The following is a 15967-nucleotide window of genomic DNA, read 5'->3' as shown; positions in this document are numbered from 1 at the left end:
GACTGCGAACGGATCAGTTCGCGGCGGGCACGTTGAGCGTGGCACCGACGGGCAAAGCGCGGGCGCGGTATTCGGGGTTTGCATCCGCGATGCGGCGCCAGAGGGTGGCGTCGCCATAGAGGGACTTCGCGAGGTCCCAATAGGTGTCGCCGCGCGCGATCACATGGCTGCGCGCGCCGGTTTGCGAAGCGGTGCCTGCCGGGGCTTCATTCAACGGGGCTTCGTTTGCCGGGGCCGCACCGGCCGGCGCGTTGGCTGCCGGGTTGGCCGGGGTCGGCGAGGGCTCGACACCGGTCGCGGGTTCCGATGGCTGCGAATCCTGCTCGGCCGGTTCGGACACGGCCGGGTTCGCCGGGTCGGCAGGTGCGGGCGTGGCGGGCGGGTTTGCCGTTGCCGGCTCCGACGGCTGCGAGTCCTGCGCGGCGGGCTCGTTCGCGGAAGGGGCAGGCGTGGATGGCGCAGGGGTCGGCTCAGCCGTAGCCGGCGGCGTGTTCTGCGATGGTGCCACCTCGCTCGAAGGCGGCAGCGTCGCGGGAGCCGGTTCGGCCTGCGCGGTCTGGCTCACGAGCTGGATGCGGCCATCGGTCCTGGGCTCGTAAGGCCGGTTCGCGCCGAGATAGTCGGCCACCACCTGTTCGAGACTCGCGCCGAAATCATAGGCGTTCCTGGCATTGTTCTTGAACAGTTCGTAATCGTCGCCACCATTGCGGGTGAAATTGTTGGTGGCGATCGTATAGGTCTTGGCAGGGTCGATTGGCCCCCAGTTGCCGTTTTCCTGTACCTCGACGCCCGAGACGCGCCCGCTGTTCGCGGGTTTCGACGTGTCGAGCTTGAAGCGCAGGCCGGCAACCTGCGGGAACTTGCCCTTGCCTTCATCGATGGCCGATACGCCGGCTTCGAGCGAAGATACCAGGTCCGCGCCCGAAAGCTGGAAGGTGGCGAGCGTGTTCTGGAAGGGCAGAACGGTCAGCACTTCGCCCATGGTGATCGGGCCCTCGTCAATCGACGCGCGCACGCCGCCGCCGTTCTGAAGGGCGATCGTCACGCCCTGGCCCTTGGTGCGGTCGAGCATGGCGTCGGCGATCAGGTCGCCCATGGCGCATTCCTGCGCGCGGCAGGTTTCGCGCGAGCCGTCGATGGGCGCACGCGCTTCGCCGACGACGCGTGCCTTCAGCGCCTCGATGGGGGCGCCCATCTCCTTGACGCGGGCCAGAACCGCCTCGTCGGGCTTGATCGTGCTGTCGAGCACGATCGGGTTGCCGGTGGCTTCTTTCACCACGCCATTGTCGTCGAACACGACCTTCAACTCGCCCAGGAGCTTGGAATAGGACGCGGCGGTGACGACCGGCACCTTCACGCCGTTCGCGCCATCCGCAAATGTCGGGTACGGTCCTTCAGCCTTCGGGTCGGCGTTCGACAAAAGCGTATGGGAATGGCCGCCGACCACCACGTCCACGCCCGGTATCCTGGCGATGGCATCCTTGTCGCGCTCATAGCCGACATGGGTCAGCGCGATGATTTTGTTGACGCCCTCGCCTTCCAGCTTGGCGACTTCCGCCTTGATGGCTTCCACATCGTCGGAAAAGCTCAGATTGGGGCCGGGCGAGGCGATGTCGGGCGTGTCGGTGGTGACGACGCCGATGATGCCGATCCTCTGGCCGCCGATCTCGACGACTGCGGAAGGCTTCACGCGGTCACCGAGCTTGGACTGGGCGTTGGCCTTCACATTGGCGCCGAGAACGGGAAAGCCGACCTTGTCGAGAAAGGGGGCCAACGCGTTTTCGCCGTCATCGAATTCATGGTTGCCGACCGTCATCGCGTCGAAACGGATCTGGTTCAGGAATTCGAGTTCGGCCGCGCCCTTGAAGGTCGTGTAGAAGAGCGAGCCCTGGAAATTGTCGCCGGCGTTCAGCGCCAGCACATTCTGGCCCTCAAGCTTCTGGCGCTCCTGGTTGAAGGCGGTCACGAGGCGGGCGGCGCCGCCGAAGCACTCGTTCTTGCCTTCTTCCTCGGCCGAACAGGTGGATTCGTATTTGTTGTTCGATTCGATGCGCGAGTGCCAGTCGTTGATGTGGAGGATGTTCAGCGTGTAGTCGGCGAAGGCCGGCTGCCCGGTCAGGGCAAGGGCCGAAACAGAAAGCGCGGCAAGGCGGGCGAGTGTCATGGGTCAGACTCCAGTGGCTCTTGGCCGGGACGGTCTAGGACCGCTTCGTAACCGATATGTTTCAGCTACGGGAAAGTTTTGACCGCAGAACGCGGAGGCGCAAGGGAAATCAGAAAAAGAAAAGCCCGCGCGGGCGATCCCGGCGCGGGCCTTTCGGTAGGGAGAAAGTTTCGGCTCAGCCGATGGGTGCTGCCGAGCGGCGGGTCAATACGAAGTTCTGGCCCGTGGACGTGGTGCAATTGAGCTGGTTGGTGGTGGCGAGCGCGCAGTTCACATTGCTGGTGGTCTGGCGCAGGCGCGAGAAGACGGTGATCTCGGCGGTGCGGTCGTTGACGAGGCGGTAGTTGCCGTCGGCCAGCGTGTTGCCGGTGTCGGTCGCCACCGTGTCGAAGCGGCCGCCATTGAAGCGGGAGATCGCGACGCCATCCGTGCTCAGCCATTCGCCGTCGAAGCCGACAGGGGCGGAGGCGATGGGGGCCGGGCCGGACGGACCATCGGCGACACAGGCCGAGAGCAGGGCTGCGGCCGCGAGCGTGCCCAGAACCGGGAATTTGGTCGAGAGAGGGGAACGCAGAGCCATCATGTCCTCCGAGGGAGCCTTTCGCTGTTCATTTGCCGCATTCAGTCAAATAAACAAGACTCGAGAAGGACTTGCGTTCCCTCTCTTGTGGCTAACGCACAAGGATGTTGCGGAACTGCCAGGGGTCGGTGGTGTCGATGTCCTCCGGAAACAGGCCGGGGCGGTTGTCGAGCGGGGTCCAGTCGGTGAAATAGCCCTTCACCGGCCCGAGATACGGACGCTGGACTTCGAGGCAGCGGCGGAAATCCATCTCGTCGGTTTCGACGATGCCGGCTTCCGGATTTTCCAGCGCCCAGACCATGCCGGCGAGCACGGCGGACGTCACCTGAAGGCCGGTGGCGCTCTGGTAAGGCGCGAGCTTGCGGGTTTCCTCCAGGCTCAACTGCGAGCCGTACCAGTAGGCGTTCTTGGCATGACCGTAGAGCAGCACGCCGAGCTCATCCACGCCATCCACCAGTTCGTCCTCGTCGAGCACGTGGAGCACGGGCTGCTGGACGCCGCCATTGCCGAACATCTCGTGCAGCGAGATCACTGCGTCGTTGGCGGGGTGATAGGCGTAGTGGACCGTGGGGCGGTATTCAGGCGTCGCGCCCTCGCCGACGGTGAAGAAGTCGGCGATCGAGATCGACTCGTTGTGGGTAACCAGAAAGCCGTATTGGGGGCCGGGGGTCGGGCACCATGTGCGCACGCGGGTGTTGCCACCAGGCTGTTCGAGGAAGATCGCGGCCCTGGGACCGGTTTCGAAGCCGCGCGCATTCTCCGGCTTCCATTTCTCATGCGTGCCCCAGCCGAGTTCGGCCGGCTGCAGCCCTTCCGAGATGAAGCCTTCCACCGACCAGGTGTTCCAGAAGGTGTTGAAGGGCTTGGGTTTGGCGGCGCGCTGGGTGTCGCGCTCGGCGATGTGGATACCCTTGACGCCCGCCTGGCTCATCAGCCGTGCCCAGCCTTCGCGGTCGTTGGTGGCGGGCTCGGGCGTGTTCAGCTTGAACTCGCTCGCGAGATCGACCAGCGCCTGCTTGGCGAACCACGAGACCATGCCGGGGTTCGCCCCGCAGCAGGAGACCGCGGTGGTGCCGCCGGGATTGTTCTTCTTCTCGGTGCGCACGGTTTCGCGCAGCGCGTAATTGGTGCGCGAGGCGTTGTCCGCGTTTCTGTCGAAGTAGAAGCCGAGCCAGGGTTCGACCACCGTGTCGATGTAAAGGACGCCCAGTTCGCGGCAGAGCTTGATGAGATCGAGCGAGCCGGTATCGACCGAAAGATTGACGCAGAAGCCCTGGCCTTCGCCTTGCGTGAGATAAGGGGTCAGCAGCTCGCGATAGTTCTCTGGCGTGACGGCTTCCTGCACGAAACGGATGCCGCGCTCATCGAGCAGGTGCTTGTTGGTGGTTTTCGGATCGATGACCACTAGGCGGGATTTGTCGAACTGGAAGTGCCGCTCGATCAGGGGAAGCGTGCCCCGTCCGATCGAGCCGAAGCCGATCATCACGATAGGGCCGGTGATCGTGCCGTGATTTTCCCAGTTCCGTTCCGCCAATTTTTCCCGCTCCGTTTGGGTTCTCAAACCTCAGACTTAACGGGAATGCATGACAGAGTGAAGTGCAGCGTGGCTCAAAGGCCAGGTGTCATCAAATCAAGCGCTTGGGCCAGCCATGCATGCTCCGCTACCATCAAGCATTTCGCGAGCACCGAAAAGAAAAAGCCCCGCTCGATGCAGGGCTTTTCAAATCTCGACGCTGACCCAGAGCTTGCTTTCGCCCGGGCGGGCCAGCGGCCCTTGGTAGGGTCTTAGACGCGGATGGCATGAGCAGAGCCGCTAACAGCCGAGATATGGGTTTTCAGAGGTGTTTTGTCAATGATGACAGGCCCAGCCCGTGGAGCACGCATTGTCTGACAAGCTTCATCAAATCGGCCGGGAGAGCGGCGGTCTGGTAGACGCGCTTGCCACGGTCATCCTTGCCGAGCCGTAACAGATCGATGCGGTGGAACCCAACAGCATTCACCATGTCGCCCTTGATCCATCGCTCCATGTCGCCCCACTCGCGTGGTAGTTCGAAGGGTAACCTGATCTGCTTATGATAAGGCATTTCCTTCAGTGGGGCGGTGAGACTGAGGGGCACGATGGTGCAGAGCTTCGGCCGTGCCGTGATTTTGGGAGATAGGACGACTGCAAGTCGCCGCTTGACCATTTCAGGTTCGACGAAGCCTCCAGCCGAGTAATCGACGGTTACGAGACTGCCCTGAAGTGGATGTTCTCTGATTCCCATCCATTCTGCATAGCAGAACGCATGTAGAGCGCCACTCGGCGCAGCATCCTATGCTTATCTGTATTTCGCGAGAGCCCTCAGTTGGGCGGCCTTGGTTCGCTCCCCGTCGCAAAGCGGGCCTTCAGCAAGGCTTCGGCGTATTCGGCAGGGGCGGTGGAGTCGAAGACGATGCCGCCGCCGACATTGAAGACGGCTTCGCCGCCTTTGAACAGCGTCAGCGTGCGGATGGCGACGTTGAAGCTCATGGTGCCGTCGGGCGCGGCCCAGCCGATGGCGCCGCAATAAACGTCGCGGGGGCGGTTCTCGAGTTTGCGCAGGATCTGCATGGCGCTGATCTTGGGCGCGCCGGTCACGGAACCGCAGGGGAAGAGGGCGGCGAAGATTTCGCCTAAAGAACGGTCGGGCAGGAGCTTGGCACGGACGCGGCTGACCATCTGGTGGACGGTGGGGTAGGTTTCGACCGTGAAGAGCTCTGGCACATGCAGCGTGCCGGTCTCGCTCAGAAGCGCGATGTCGTTGCGGAGGAGATCGACGATCATGCGGTTTTCGGCCTGGCTCTTCTCGTCCTCCTGAAGAAAGCGGCGGAAGGCCTCGTCTTGCGCCGGCGTTTTCCCGCGCGGCGTCGTTCCCTTCATGGGGCGCGCTTCGATCCAGCCTTCGCGGTCGATGCGAAAGAAAAGCTCGGGCGAGCGGGAAAGCACCGTGGGGCCTTGGCCGAGATCGATGAGGGCAGCGTGGCGGACGGGCTGGCGGGCTTGCAGGCCGGCGAAACCTGCCAGCGGGTCGCCGTGCCAGCGGGCCGAGACGGGGAATGTGAGATTGGCCTGATAACAGTCGCCTTCCGCCAGATGCCGGTGCAGGCGCTCGAAGCGCAGGCGATAATCGTCGAAGGACCAGAGCGCCTCTGTGTCGGTGATCGGATCGGTAAGCGGGGCCGGCATCGCGGGCGGCTCGACCGGGCCGGAAAAGATGCCGAGCACGAAAAAGGGAACGCGGCGGTTTTCCGGCAGATGCGTGTGCAAGGCCGGGTCGAGAAGAAAGCCGGATTCATAAGAAAAGTAGCCGGCTATCCATTTGCCGCTGCGGCGGGCTTCCTCCGCGCGTTCGAGATCGCGCGCGAAGGCGTCCGGCGTGTCGGGCGCCAGCACCTCCTGCGGTTCGGCGAAGAAGAGTTCCCGCCCGCTCAGATCGTCACGGAAGAGCGCGAAACCCATGGCCAGTCAGTCACGGCGGCTCAGTCGAGGGCTTCGAGCTCGTCGATCAGGCGCTCAATCACGCCCAGGCCCTTCTGCCAGAAGCCGGGATCGGAGGCGTCGAGGCCGAAGGGAGCGAGAAGCTCGGAGTGATGCTTGGTGCCGCCTGCGGAAAGCATCGCGAAATACTTCTCCTGGAAGCCCGCCTCGGCATTCTCATAGACCGCATAAAGCGAATTCACGAGGCAGTCGCCGAAGGCATAGGCATAGACATAGAAGGGCGAGTGGATGAAGTGCGGGATATAGCACCAGAAGCTCTCATAGCCTTCGCGCAAGGCAATCGCGGGCCCCAGGCTTTCGCGCTGCACTTCGAGCCAGAGCTCGCCGATGCGGTCGCTCGTCAGCTCGCCCTTGGCGCGCTCGCCATGCACTTTCCGCTCGAACTCGTAGAAGGCGATCTGGCGGACCACCGTGTTGATCATGTCCTCGACCTTCTGGGCGAGCATCGCCTTGCGCTCGCGGCGCTCGGTGGTTTTCTCGAGCAGCATGCGGAAAGTCAGCATCTCGCCGAAGACGGATGCGGTTTCGGCGAGCGTCAGCGGCGTCTGCGCCATCAGCGCGCCCTGGTGGCCTGCCAGAACCTGATGCACGCCATGGCCGAGTTCGTGGGCGAGGATCATCACGTCGCGCGGGCGGCCCATATAGTTCAGCAGCACGTAAGGGTGCACGGAAGGAACGGCCGGATGCGAGAAGGCACCGGGCGCCTTGCCGGGGCGCGAGGGCGCGTCGATCCAGCGCTTGTCGAAGAAGCGGCGGGCGATCTCTGCCATTTCGGGCGCGAAGCGATGATAAGCACCGAGTACCGTGTTCTTGGCCTCGTCCCAGCCGATCAGCGCGCGCGGTGAATCGGGCAGCGGCGCGTTGCGGTCCCAGTGGTTCATCTGGTCCATGCCCAGCCACTTCGCCTTCATCGCGTAATAGCGGTGGGACAGGCGCGGATAGGCGTCGCGCACGGCGGATGCGAGCGCATCGACCACTTCCGGCTCGACGCGGTTCGCCAGATGCCGCGACTGCGCCATGTCCGTGAAGCCGCGCCAGCGGTCGGAAATTTCCTTGTCCTTGGCGAGCGTGTTGGTGATCAAGGTGAAGGTGCGCAGGTTGGCCTTGAAGATTTCGGCCAGCGCTTCCGAGGCCTTGCGGCGCAAGCTTCCGTCGCTGTCCTGAAGCAGGTTGAGGGTCGGTTCGAGCGAGAGCTTTTCGCCATCCACATTGAAGCGCAGGTCGGTCATGGTCTCGTCGAAGAGACGGTTCCATGCGCCGCGCCCGGTGATGCTTTTTTCATGGAAAAGCTGCTCGATCCGCTCTTCGAGCTGGAACGGCTTGTCCATGCGCAGATCGAGCACCCAAGGGCGGTAATGCGCGAGAAGCGGGTCGGCGGCGAGGGCCGCTTCGATCAGCTCGTCATCGATGGCGTTCAGCTCGAGGCCGAAGAAGAGAAGATGCGCGTTGGCGTCCGTCATCTTTTCCGACACGTCGCCATGCAGCTTGGCGCGCAACGGGTCGGACGTGTCGCCGGCATAAGCGAGGCCGGCGAAGGAGGCGATGCGGCCGATCAGTTCCTCGATCGCTTCGAATTCCTTGACGGCTTGCCCCAGGCGCCCGGCTTCGCCCTTGCCCGCTTCAACCACCAGCGCGCCTTTCCAGCGTTTCTCGAAGGCCGTGGCTTCGCGCTCGGCACGGGCCATGTCGTCTTTCAGTTCCGGTGCGTCGATCGACGGGTAAAGGTCGGCGAGATTCCATTCCGGCAAGGCTGCACCGGAAAAGAGCGTGCCGGTTCCGCTCTGAGGGGCGGAAAAAGTGTCGAACATCGCCAAGAACTTTCTTTCTGGTATTCTGAAACGGTCACTTCCACCACAAGGCGGCAAGAAACCGTTGACCGGTTCTGTTGAGCCGGTCTTTATCCTCATCGGCAATATTGTGTCACACAACCCCTTATCCAGCCCTTTCGGGCATCGCCCGGGCGTTTGGAGGCAGGATGGCAGGCACGATCCTTGTGGTGGACGACGATCCGGTTCAGCGGCGGCTGACCGAAGCGGCCCTTTCTCGCGGCGGCCACAAGGTGGAAACCGCCGAAGGCGGGGCTGCAGCACTTGAAGCACTGGCGAAATCCCCTGACCGATTCGGCGCCGTCCTGCTCGACTTGGTGATGCCGGGCGGGCCGGACGGTATTTCCGTCATGCGCACCATGCGCGAGCGGGGGCTCAAGCTCCCCGTGATCGTGCAGACCGCGCAAGGGGGCATCGACACGGCCGTGGGCGCGATGCGCGAGGGCGCGTTCGATTTCGTGGTCAAGCCCACTTCGCCCGACAAGCTCAACGCGGCGCTCGGCCGTGCGCTCAAGGTGGAAGCCTTCGAGGGCGAGGCCCGCAAGCGCGAAGCCAAGGGCAGCGACGCTCCGGTTCTGACATTCGACGAGCTTTCGACCACGAGTTCGGCGATGGACCGCGCGCTCAAGCTCGGGCGGAAAGCCGCGGCATCGGACATTCCGATCCTGCTCGAGGGCGAATCGGGCACGGGCAAGGAAGTGATGGCGCGTGCCATCCAGGCCGCCTCGCGGCGCGCGAACAAGCCCTTCGTCACGGTCAATTGCGGCGCCATCCCCGACAATCTCGTGGAATCGATCCTGTTCGGTCACGAGAAGGGGGCGTTCACCGGTGCCACCGAGCGGCACACCGGCAAGTTCGTGGAAGCCCATGGCGGCACGCTCTTTCTCGACGAGATCGGCGACCTGCCGGCGGATGTGCAGGTGAAGCTTTTGCGCGCGGTGCAGGAAGGCGAGGTGGATCCGGTCGGCGGCAAGGCGACGGTGAAGGTCGATATCCGCCTGATCTCGGCGACCCATCGCGACCTCGCCCAGCGCGTGCGCGAAGGGCGGTTCCGCGAAGATCTTTATTACCGCCTCCATGTGTTTCCGATCGCACTACCCGCCCTGCGCGAGCGGCGGGGCGACGTGCCCGCGCTCGCTGCGCGCTTCATCGCACGCGCCGCGCAAGCGGTGGGCAGCAGCCGGGCGCTGGCGCTTTCGCCGGAAGCCGCGGCGCTGCTTCAGGCCTATGACTGGCCGGGCAATATCCGCCAGCTCGAAAACGCCATCAGCCGCGCGGTGGTGCTGGCCGAGGGCGACCGGCTGACGGAAGCCGAGTTTCCGCAGATCCGCGCGCAGGTCTCGGGCGCGCTGGAGCACGAGATGGCGGCGCTCGAGCCGGTCGTGGCGTCTGCCGGTGCCCCAAGTTCGACGCCCGACCCGGTCGCGGCCTTGCGCGGCACGCTCCATGCGCTCGACGGCGAAGGCCATGTGCGGGGACTGGCGGCGGTCGAACTCGACATGATCCGGCTCGCCATCGACCATTATGGCGGCCAGATGAGCGAAGTGGCGCGGCGCTTGGGCATCGGGCGCTCCACGCTTTATCGCAAGCTCAAGGAATACGGGCTCGAAGACAGCGTCGGCGAAAACCGCGCGGCCTCCTGATTGACGCAAGGCTCGCGGCCTATAGTTTGCGTTTACCACGGGAGGCGACGTGACGGTCCGGACGCAGGCATCAAGGCATCGTGCCATGCTTCGACCGCATTTCGGCTTCATGTGGCAGGAATTAACCAGTAAGATCGAAAAATCGGGAAGTTGGACGGATTTCCCGGTTAGTGTGATCTGAGGGTAACGCTGCCTGTTCCTGCAGCCGACGGGGCGATTCGATTTGACCAAACTCGACCGTGCGACGAGCCAGTTCAGCCTTTCTCACCAGGCACAACGGCTCAAGCGAATCTGGGTTGCCGGCGCGATCGCCGGATTGAGTCTTTTTTCCATTTCAGTCGAGGCCGCACAGGCCGAGACACGCTCGCTGAAACTCTACCATCTCCACACGCATGAGAAGGAAGAGATCGTCTTCAAGCGCAACGGGCGCTACGACGCGGCGGGCCTCAAGAAGATCAACCACATCCTGCGCGACTGGCGCCAGAACAAGGAAGTGAAGGTGGATCCGCGCCTGCTCGACCTCGTTTGGGCGGCCTACAAGGAAGCGGGCGCCAGGGACTATATCCAGGTCGTGTGCGGTTTCCGCGCCCCTGAAACCAATTCCATGCTGCGCGGCCGCTCGCGCCGCTCGGGCGTCGCCGAGAAAAGCCAGCACATGCTCGGCAAGGCGATGGATTTCTACATTCCCGGCGTCAAGCTGAAGACCCTGCGCGAGATCGGCCTCAAGATGCAGGGAGGCGGCGTCGGCTACTATCCGACCTCCGGCTCTCCCTTCGTCCATTTCGACGTGGGCAATGTGCGCCACTGGCCCAAGATGAGCCGCTCCGAGCTCGTCGCGCTGTTCCCGAACGGCAAGACCCTGCACGTGCCGTCAGACGGCAAGCCGCTGCCCGGCTTCGAGCAGGCCCTGGCTTCCTACAAGAGCCGTCAGAGCGCGGGTGAACTGGCGATTGCCAGCGCCACCAGCAGCGGGCCGAAAAAGAAGGGCCTCCTGGCCGCGCTCTTCGGCAGCGGCGAGGATGACGAGGCGGAACTGGACGATGCGGCGGGCGATGGCGCGCCGACGGCCGCACCCAAGGGCAAGGTTTCGGTGAAGCCGCAGACGCCCGCCAAGACGCCCGAGCCGGACGTGGCCCCACAGGTCGCCAAGGACGAGAAGACCACGCTGCCGGGTCTTCAGAAGCCGTCGATCCAGATCGTGTCGCCGGAAGATGCGACGCCGGCCGAGATGCCGCGTCCGCCGGCCGATGTGCCGGGCCTGCAAACGCCGGCAACCGTGATCGCGGCCCTCGAAACCCGCAAGATCCCGCTGCCGCTCGCTGCACCGCGTGAGGTCGATACGCTTCGCGCCGACGACGCGGTGACCGCGCTGATCGCGGATGCGGCCGACAGCGTGCCGACCGAGCTTTCCACCAAGCCGCCGGTGGAACTCGCGGCGCACGCGCCGCTGCCTTCGTGGCGGCCGGGCGAAACGGCATCGGGCGAGCCGGCACCCACGGTGCTCGCGGCCCTCGCCTCGTCGCAGAACACGCGCGAAAAGGCGGCCGATCTCATTTCGGCGAAGCCCACCTTGCGCCCGCAAACGCCGACCGAGGCGATTGCCGCCGCCATGCTGCCGTCCGACGCCAGCCTGCCCGGCTTCGCGCCGAAAAACGCGTTCGCCGAGGAAAAGGAGCCGGTCGAGCTGGCGAGCTTCTCCAAGCATGAGGCGATCTCCGCCCTGCCGCCGCGTCCCGACAATGCGGCCGAGGTGGAGCGCGCGCTGGCACTCCGTTCCGTCAGCGCACGCACGGCTTTCACCGCCGCGCGTGTTTCCAACGAGAAGCCCGCTTCGTTCTCCTTCGACGACGTGAAGACCACGGGCAAATCGGCCCGCCCCTCGCGCCACGACCGCAAGCCGGCCGCGCGTGTGATGCCGGTCGCAGCCCAACCCGCAACCGCGCGCTGGGCGCTCGAAGGCGACAAGGCCATGCCCGTCGCTGCCGCCAAGCCTTCGGTCTTCGCCGCCTCCCTGCGCACCGCGCCCGCGGAAGTCTACACCGCCGGTTTCCAGCAGAATGTGCAGGTGGCGGATGCCAAGCGCTTCTCCGGCAAGGCCGTGACCTTCATGTCGGTCGCAAAGTTCACCACGAACTGAGTTGTCCACTTGGGAAACAAGTGCGAGCGCCGGCCTTTGGGCCGGCGTTTTCGTTTGAAGGGAGCCCAGCATGCGCAAGATCCTCGTCGGTGCGTTCGTCAGTCTGGACGGCGTGATGCAAGGCCCAGGCGGACCGGAAGAGGATATGTCGGACGGCTTTTCGCTGGGCGGCTGGACGGTTCCGTTCTTCGACGAGGCGGGAGGTCAAGCCGTCGATCGGCTGATGCGTGAGCCGTTCGATCTTCTGCTCGGTCGCAAGACCTACGACATCTTCGCGGGCTACTGGCCCAAAGACCCGAACGCCGACAGGCCGATCGGGCAGCGCTTCAACGCCATCACGAAATATGTCGCGAGCCGCAATCCGGATATCTCGCTTTCCTGGCACAACAGCGTGCATCTGGGCCCGGACCCGATGGAAGCGGTGAGGCGGTTGAAAGAGGAGGATGGGCCGAACCTTCTCACCCAGGGCTCCGCCGACCTTCTTCAAACGCTTTTGAACGGCGATCTCGTGGATGAACTCACGCTGCTGGTGTTCCCGGTGGTGCTGGGCGCAGGCAAACGGCTGTTCACCGATGCGATAGCGCCCTCCACCTTCGCGTTGCTCGACAGCACGCGCACGCCGAGCGGGGTGGTCGTCAGCCGCTACCGGCGACAGGCCGAGGGCGTGAAAACGGGCTCGTTCGCCTGAACTCGCGAGAGGCCGGGAGAAGAGCCGGGAACGCCCCGGCTTCTTCAAAGCGTCGCAAAGTGCTATGGTTCACAGATCGGATGACGGTTCGCTGATGCAATAGGGATGCGTTCGGAGCGCTTCCATGTCGAACGATTGCTATAATCACTTCTGCCCCGTCGCCAAGGCGTGCGAGGTTCTGGAGCCGCGCTGGACGCTTCTGATCCTCAGCGAAATCTGGTCGGGCTCCTCCCGCTTCAACGAAATCCGTCGCGGCGTGCCGGGGATCTCGCCCACGCTGATGACGAAGCGGCTGCGCGAGATGGAGGAGCATGGGCTGATTACCCGCTTCGAAAACAGCGCGAGCGGTGAGATCAGCTATCGCAGCACGGCGATCGCCGACGAGCTGGCGCCGATCGTTCATGCGCTGGGCGAATGGGCCCATCGCAACATCGACGCGGATGTGACCCTCGAACGTCTCGATGCGCGGCTTCTGATGTGGAACATGCGGCGCAAGATCGACGCCAAGGCGATGCCGCAAGCGCGGCGCAGCGTCATCAAATTCACCTATCCCGAACTGCCGAAGGCCGAGCAAAGCTATTGGCTGATCGCCAAGCCGGGCGTGCCGATCGATCTCTGCCTCATCGATCCGGGCTTCGATGTCGACCTCTTCGTCACGGCCGACCTCAAGGCCCTGACATCGGCATGGATGGGCTATTCCAGCCTGCAGGCGCAGATCGCCCGAGACAAGATCATGCTGATCGGCAATGCCGATCTGGCGGCTTCGATCAACCACTGGATGGTGCGCAGCTCCTACGCGACGGCCTGAACAGCTGGGCGACCGGTGCGGGCCGATCCATAATTTGTACCGGTGGCGCTACACTTCCTACACTGGCCGGCTGTCTCGGATCGGAGGCATCCTTTTCTCAACAGGCAGAGCGCGCGGGCGGCAAGGACTGCCCGTACCCATGCCTGTCGCGAGCAGCCGTGAGCAGGAAGTTTTCGGTGGGAGAACGCCCGACCCTCACATCTGCTCTTTGCCAGAAAGGAGAAAGATCATGGAAACCGCCACTGTTCTCGAAAAAACCGCGCCCGCAGCCGGCCGGACGGATTTCGTTGCCCTCAAGCAGCGCCAGCAGGGGGCCTGGGCATCAGGCAATTATGCGGTGGTCGGCACGACCCTGCAGATCGTGGGCGAAAGTCTGTGCGAGACGCTCGATCTGCGTGCCGGCCAGACCGTGCTGGATGTCGCTGCCGGCAACGGCAATGCCACGCTTGCGGCTGCACGGCGCTGGTGCCGCGTGACATCGACCGACTATGTGCCGGCTTTGCTGGAGCGGGGTCGCGCGCGGGCCGAGGCCGAAGGTCTCGATGTCACGTTCCAGCCGGCCGATGCGGAAGCATTGCCCTTCGACGATGAAAGCTTCGATGCCGTGGTCTCGACCTTCGGCGTGATGTTCACGCCCGATCAGGATCAGGCTGCCCGCGAAATGCTGCGGGTTTGTAGGCGCGGCGGCAAGATCGGCATGGCGAACTGGACGCCGGACGGCTTTGTCGGGCAGCTTTTCAAGCTGCTCGGCACCTATGTTCCGCCTTTGCCGGGCGTGAAGTCGCCGGCCTTGTGGGGCACGAAGGCGCGGCTCGACGAACTGTTCGGTGCTGCGCGCGGCATCACGGCGACGCCTCGTTCGTTTGCGTTCCGCTATCGCTCGCCGGAGCATTGGCTGGACGTCTTCCGCAGTTGGTACGGGCCGGTCCACAAGGCGTTCGCCTCGCTGCCGGAAGACAGGCAGAGCGAACTCGAACGGGATATCTTCGCGTTGATCGGCCGCTTCAACCGCGCCGATGACGGCACGGTGGTGGCCCCGAGCGACTATCTCGAAATCGTGGTGCAGAAGTAGAGGAAACGCCGCGACTCGCAGCGAACGCGTCGGGCGCTCAGCGCAGACCCGACGCCTCGCGCGCGAGCTGCTCGACGCGGTCCCAGTCGCCGGCTTCCACTGCCGAGTCGGGCGCGACCCAGGAACCGCCGACGCAGGCGACGTTGGGAAGCGAGAGGTAGCTCACCGCGTTCGCCGCACTCACGCCGCCGGTGGGGCAGAAGCGGATGTCGGGAATGGGGGCCGAAAGCGCCTTGAGAAAGGAGGCGCCGCCGGCCTGTTCGGCGGGAAAGAATTTCAGGAAGGAGAGGCCCGCGTCGCGCGCTTCCATCACTTCGGATGCCGTGGTGGCGCCGGGAAGGAAGGGGACCTCGCTGTCCTCGGCGGTTTTCAGAAGCGCCTGCGTGATGCCGGGGCTGACGATGAAGCGCGCCCCGGCTTCTGCCGCCTCTTCATACTGGCGCGGCGACAGGATCGTGCCCGCACCCACCACGGCTTCGGGCACTTCCTGTGAGGCGAGGCGGATCGATTCGAGAGCCGCATCGGTGCGCAGCGTGATCTCGATCAGCCGCAAGCCGCCGCGTGCCAGTGCGCGCGCGAGCGGCACGGCATGGGCCGCATCCGCGATGCGGATCACGGGGATCACGGTCTGGTTGCCGAGAAGCGAAACGAGGTCTTGCGAGCGATGGGCCATCTGTTCGCGGTATACCCGATTTTCGCTTCGATCAACCGGCAACGCCCAGCGCGCGAAAGGTTTGCGGGCCGGCGATGCCATCCACTTTCAGGCCCTTCTCCGCCTGAAAGCGAAAAAGGGCCGCTTCCGTCAGCGGGCCGAACCTGCCATCCGGCTTGATCTGCGGATCGTGGCCCGCAAGGGCCGTTTGAAGCCGGCGAACACGTGCGCCGATGGCACCGGGAAAAAGCGGCGTGGCCGGCGCATGGCGCTTGAAGCTGTCTTCGAGCTTGGTGTCGTAAGCGTTCTGTCGATAGTTCGGCCCGTTATAGCCGCGCGCGAAAGCTGCCCAGTCCTCGCGCTCGAGCGGGTCGTTCAACCGTGTGACGGCGATGAAGCGGGTCATCAGGCGAGCCTGACCGAGAATGCCTTCACGCGCCTCGGCCACGAGCGGCGCGACGTCGCGGTAGCCCATGCGCCGCCAGCTCGCGCCCATGACCTGGCCGATGCCCCATGAGGTGGATTCCCATGCGGCGTCGCGATTCATCGCCTTGGCGCGCTTGAGCAGCCGCCAGCGCGCGGGCTGGTCGGGCGGATTGGGAATTGCTCCGGCCTGGGGGTGGGAAAGGCCGTTCGCACGTGCGATTTCGCGCAGGTAGCTCGGCAGGCGGCGGTGGAAATAATGGCCCTCCCAGCGGATCAGCGGTTCGAGCCTGCCTTCCACCAGCGCCAGGGCCCGGCCACCGCTTTCCACCTCGGCCACCGCCAGAACGGCGGCAGGGTCCAACCCCCGTTCCCAGGCCGCCTGGATGATGGAGTTGCGCGCCACCTTGTCGAACATGCTGTTTTTCCGCCTCGCATCCGTTGGAGGCGCAGGATG

At 64.5% G+C, this 15967-nt stretch carries 13 protein-coding genes; 5 read left to right on the top strand and 8 right to left on the bottom strand.

The features are described 5' to 3' along the window. Positions 1-13 precede the first annotated feature (13 nt). From NGM99_RS03250 to NGM99_RS03225, 6 genes are all read right to left on the bottom strand, one after another. A complete protein-coding gene (locus tag NGM99_RS03250; RefSeq protein WP_252815958.1) occupies positions 14-2164 on the bottom strand; it encodes a 5'-nucleotidase C-terminal domain-containing protein in 2151 nt (716 codons plus the stop codon). Between the two features lie 175 nt (positions 2165-2339). Then, positions 2340-2744 (bottom strand): outer membrane lipoprotein Omp10, encoded by a 405-nt coding sequence (omp10, locus tag NGM99_RS03245; RefSeq protein WP_252815957.1) that lies wholly within the window; start codon positions 2742-2744, stop codon positions 2340-2342. Between the two features lie 91 nt (positions 2745-2835). Then, positions 2836-4227, bottom strand: a complete 1392-nt coding sequence (locus NGM99_RS03240) for a homospermidine synthase (RefSeq protein WP_435371393.1) — start codon at positions 4225-4227, stop codon at positions 2836-2838. Positions 4228-4579: 352 nt separating this feature from the next. After that, positions 4580-5008: a type II toxin-antitoxin system PemK/MazF family toxin gene (locus NGM99_RS03235; RefSeq protein ID WP_252815953.1), complete on the bottom strand. Its 429-nt coding sequence runs from the start codon at positions 5006-5008 to the stop codon at positions 4580-4582. Positions 5009-5085: 77 nt separating this feature from the next. Next, complete coding sequence (locus NGM99_RS03230; RefSeq protein WP_252815951.1) at positions 5086-6222, bottom strand: aminodeoxychorismate synthase component I; 1137 nt, start codon at positions 6220-6222, stop codon at positions 5086-5088. Between the two features lie 20 nt (positions 6223-6242). Further along, complete coding sequence (locus tag NGM99_RS03225; protein ID WP_252815949.1) at positions 6243-8069, bottom strand: M3 family oligoendopeptidase; 1827 nt, start codon at positions 8067-8069, stop codon at positions 6243-6245. Between the two features lie 167 nt (positions 8070-8236). Here NGM99_RS03225 and NGM99_RS03220 point away from each other — a divergent pair, with 167 nt between their 5' ends. The 5 genes from NGM99_RS03220 to NGM99_RS03200 all read left to right on the top strand — a co-directional run bounded on the left by NGM99_RS03220 (position 8237) and on the right by NGM99_RS03200 (position 14435). Further along, the gene (locus NGM99_RS03220) at positions 8237-9730 is read left to right on the top strand and encodes a sigma-54-dependent transcriptional regulator (RefSeq protein WP_252815947.1); all 1494 of its coding nucleotides are present in this window, start codon (positions 8237-8239) and stop codon (positions 9728-9730) included. A 223-nt stretch (positions 9731-9953) separates the two neighbouring features. Continuing rightward, positions 9954-11867: a peptidoglycan L,D-endopeptidase MepK gene (locus NGM99_RS03215; RefSeq protein ID WP_252815945.1), complete on the top strand. Its 1914-nt coding sequence runs from the start codon at positions 9954-9956 to the stop codon at positions 11865-11867. A gap of 70 nt (positions 11868-11937) precedes the next feature. Beyond that, positions 11938-12555, top strand: a complete 618-nt coding sequence (locus NGM99_RS03210; RefSeq protein WP_252815942.1) for a dihydrofolate reductase family protein — start codon at positions 11938-11940, stop codon at positions 12553-12555. Positions 12556-12679: 124 nt separating this feature from the next. Next, positions 12680-13363 carry a winged helix-turn-helix transcriptional regulator gene (locus NGM99_RS03205; RefSeq protein WP_252815940.1) on the top strand — a complete coding sequence of 228 codons (684 nt, stop codon included), beginning with the start codon at positions 12680-12682 and terminating at the stop codon, positions 13361-13363. A 229-nt stretch (positions 13364-13592) separates the two neighbouring features. Beyond that, positions 13593-14435 (top strand): class I SAM-dependent methyltransferase, encoded by an 843-nt coding sequence (locus NGM99_RS03200; protein ID WP_252815938.1) that lies wholly within the window; start codon positions 13593-13595, stop codon positions 14433-14435. Between the two features lie 37 nt (positions 14436-14472). Here the strand turns inward: NGM99_RS03200 and NGM99_RS03195 are convergent, their stop codons facing one another. Then, positions 14473-15108, bottom strand: a complete 636-nt coding sequence (locus NGM99_RS03195; protein WP_252815936.1) for a 2-dehydro-3-deoxy-phosphogluconate aldolase — start codon at positions 15106-15108, stop codon at positions 14473-14475. 31 nt (positions 15109-15139) lie between these two features. After that, positions 15140-15928 carry an N-acetylmuramidase domain-containing protein gene (locus tag NGM99_RS03190; protein ID WP_252815934.1) on the bottom strand — a complete coding sequence of 263 codons (789 nt, stop codon included), beginning with the start codon at positions 15926-15928 and terminating at the stop codon, positions 15140-15142. Positions 15929-15967: the final 39 nt, after the last annotated feature.

The sequence above is a fragment of the Mesorhizobium liriopis genome (genome assembly GCF_024053505.1).
GTDB lineage: Bacteria > Pseudomonadota > Alphaproteobacteria > Rhizobiales > Rhizobiaceae > Mesorhizobium_B > Mesorhizobium_B liriopis.
This window is presented reverse-complemented; position numbering and strand designations above follow the sequence as displayed.

Coding starts and splice junctions, on each gene's coding strand:
- NGM99_RS03250 (WP_252815958.1), bottom strand. CDS start 2,164: ATGACACTCGCCCGCCTTGCCGCGCTTTCTGTTTCGGCCCTTGCCCTG.
- omp10 (WP_252815957.1), bottom strand. CDS start 2,744: ATGGCTCTGCGTTCCCCTCTCTCGACCAAATTCCCGGTTCTGGGCACG.
- NGM99_RS03240 (WP_435371393.1), bottom strand. CDS start 4,227: ATGATCGGCTTCGGCTCGATCGGACGGGGCACGCTTCCCCTGATCGAG.
- NGM99_RS03235 (WP_252815953.1), bottom strand. CDS start 5,008: ATGGGAATCAGAGAACATCCACTTCAGGGCAGTCTCGTAACCGTCGAT.
- NGM99_RS03230 (WP_252815951.1), bottom strand. CDS start 6,222: ATGGGTTTCGCGCTCTTCCGTGACGATCTGAGCGGGCGGGAACTCTTC.
- NGM99_RS03225 (WP_252815949.1), bottom strand. CDS start 8,069: ATGTTCGACACTTTTTCCGCCCCTCAGAGCGGAACCGGCACGCTCTTT.
- NGM99_RS03220 (WP_252815947.1), top strand. CDS start 8,237: ATGGCAGGCACGATCCTTGTGGTGGACGACGATCCGGTTCAGCGGCGG.
- NGM99_RS03210 (WP_252815942.1), top strand. CDS start 11,938: ATGCGCAAGATCCTCGTCGGTGCGTTCGTCAGTCTGGACGGCGTGATG.
- NGM99_RS03205 (WP_252815940.1), top strand. CDS start 12,680: ATGTCGAACGATTGCTATAATCACTTCTGCCCCGTCGCCAAGGCGTGC.
- NGM99_RS03200 (WP_252815938.1), top strand. CDS start 13,593: ATGGAAACCGCCACTGTTCTCGAAAAAACCGCGCCCGCAGCCGGCCGG.
- NGM99_RS03195 (WP_252815936.1), bottom strand. CDS start 15,108: ATGGCCCATCGCTCGCAAGACCTCGTTTCGCTTCTCGGCAACCAGACC.
- NGM99_RS03190 (WP_252815934.1), bottom strand. CDS start 15,928: ATGTTCGACAAGGTGGCGCGCAACTCCATCATCCAGGCGGCCTGGGAA.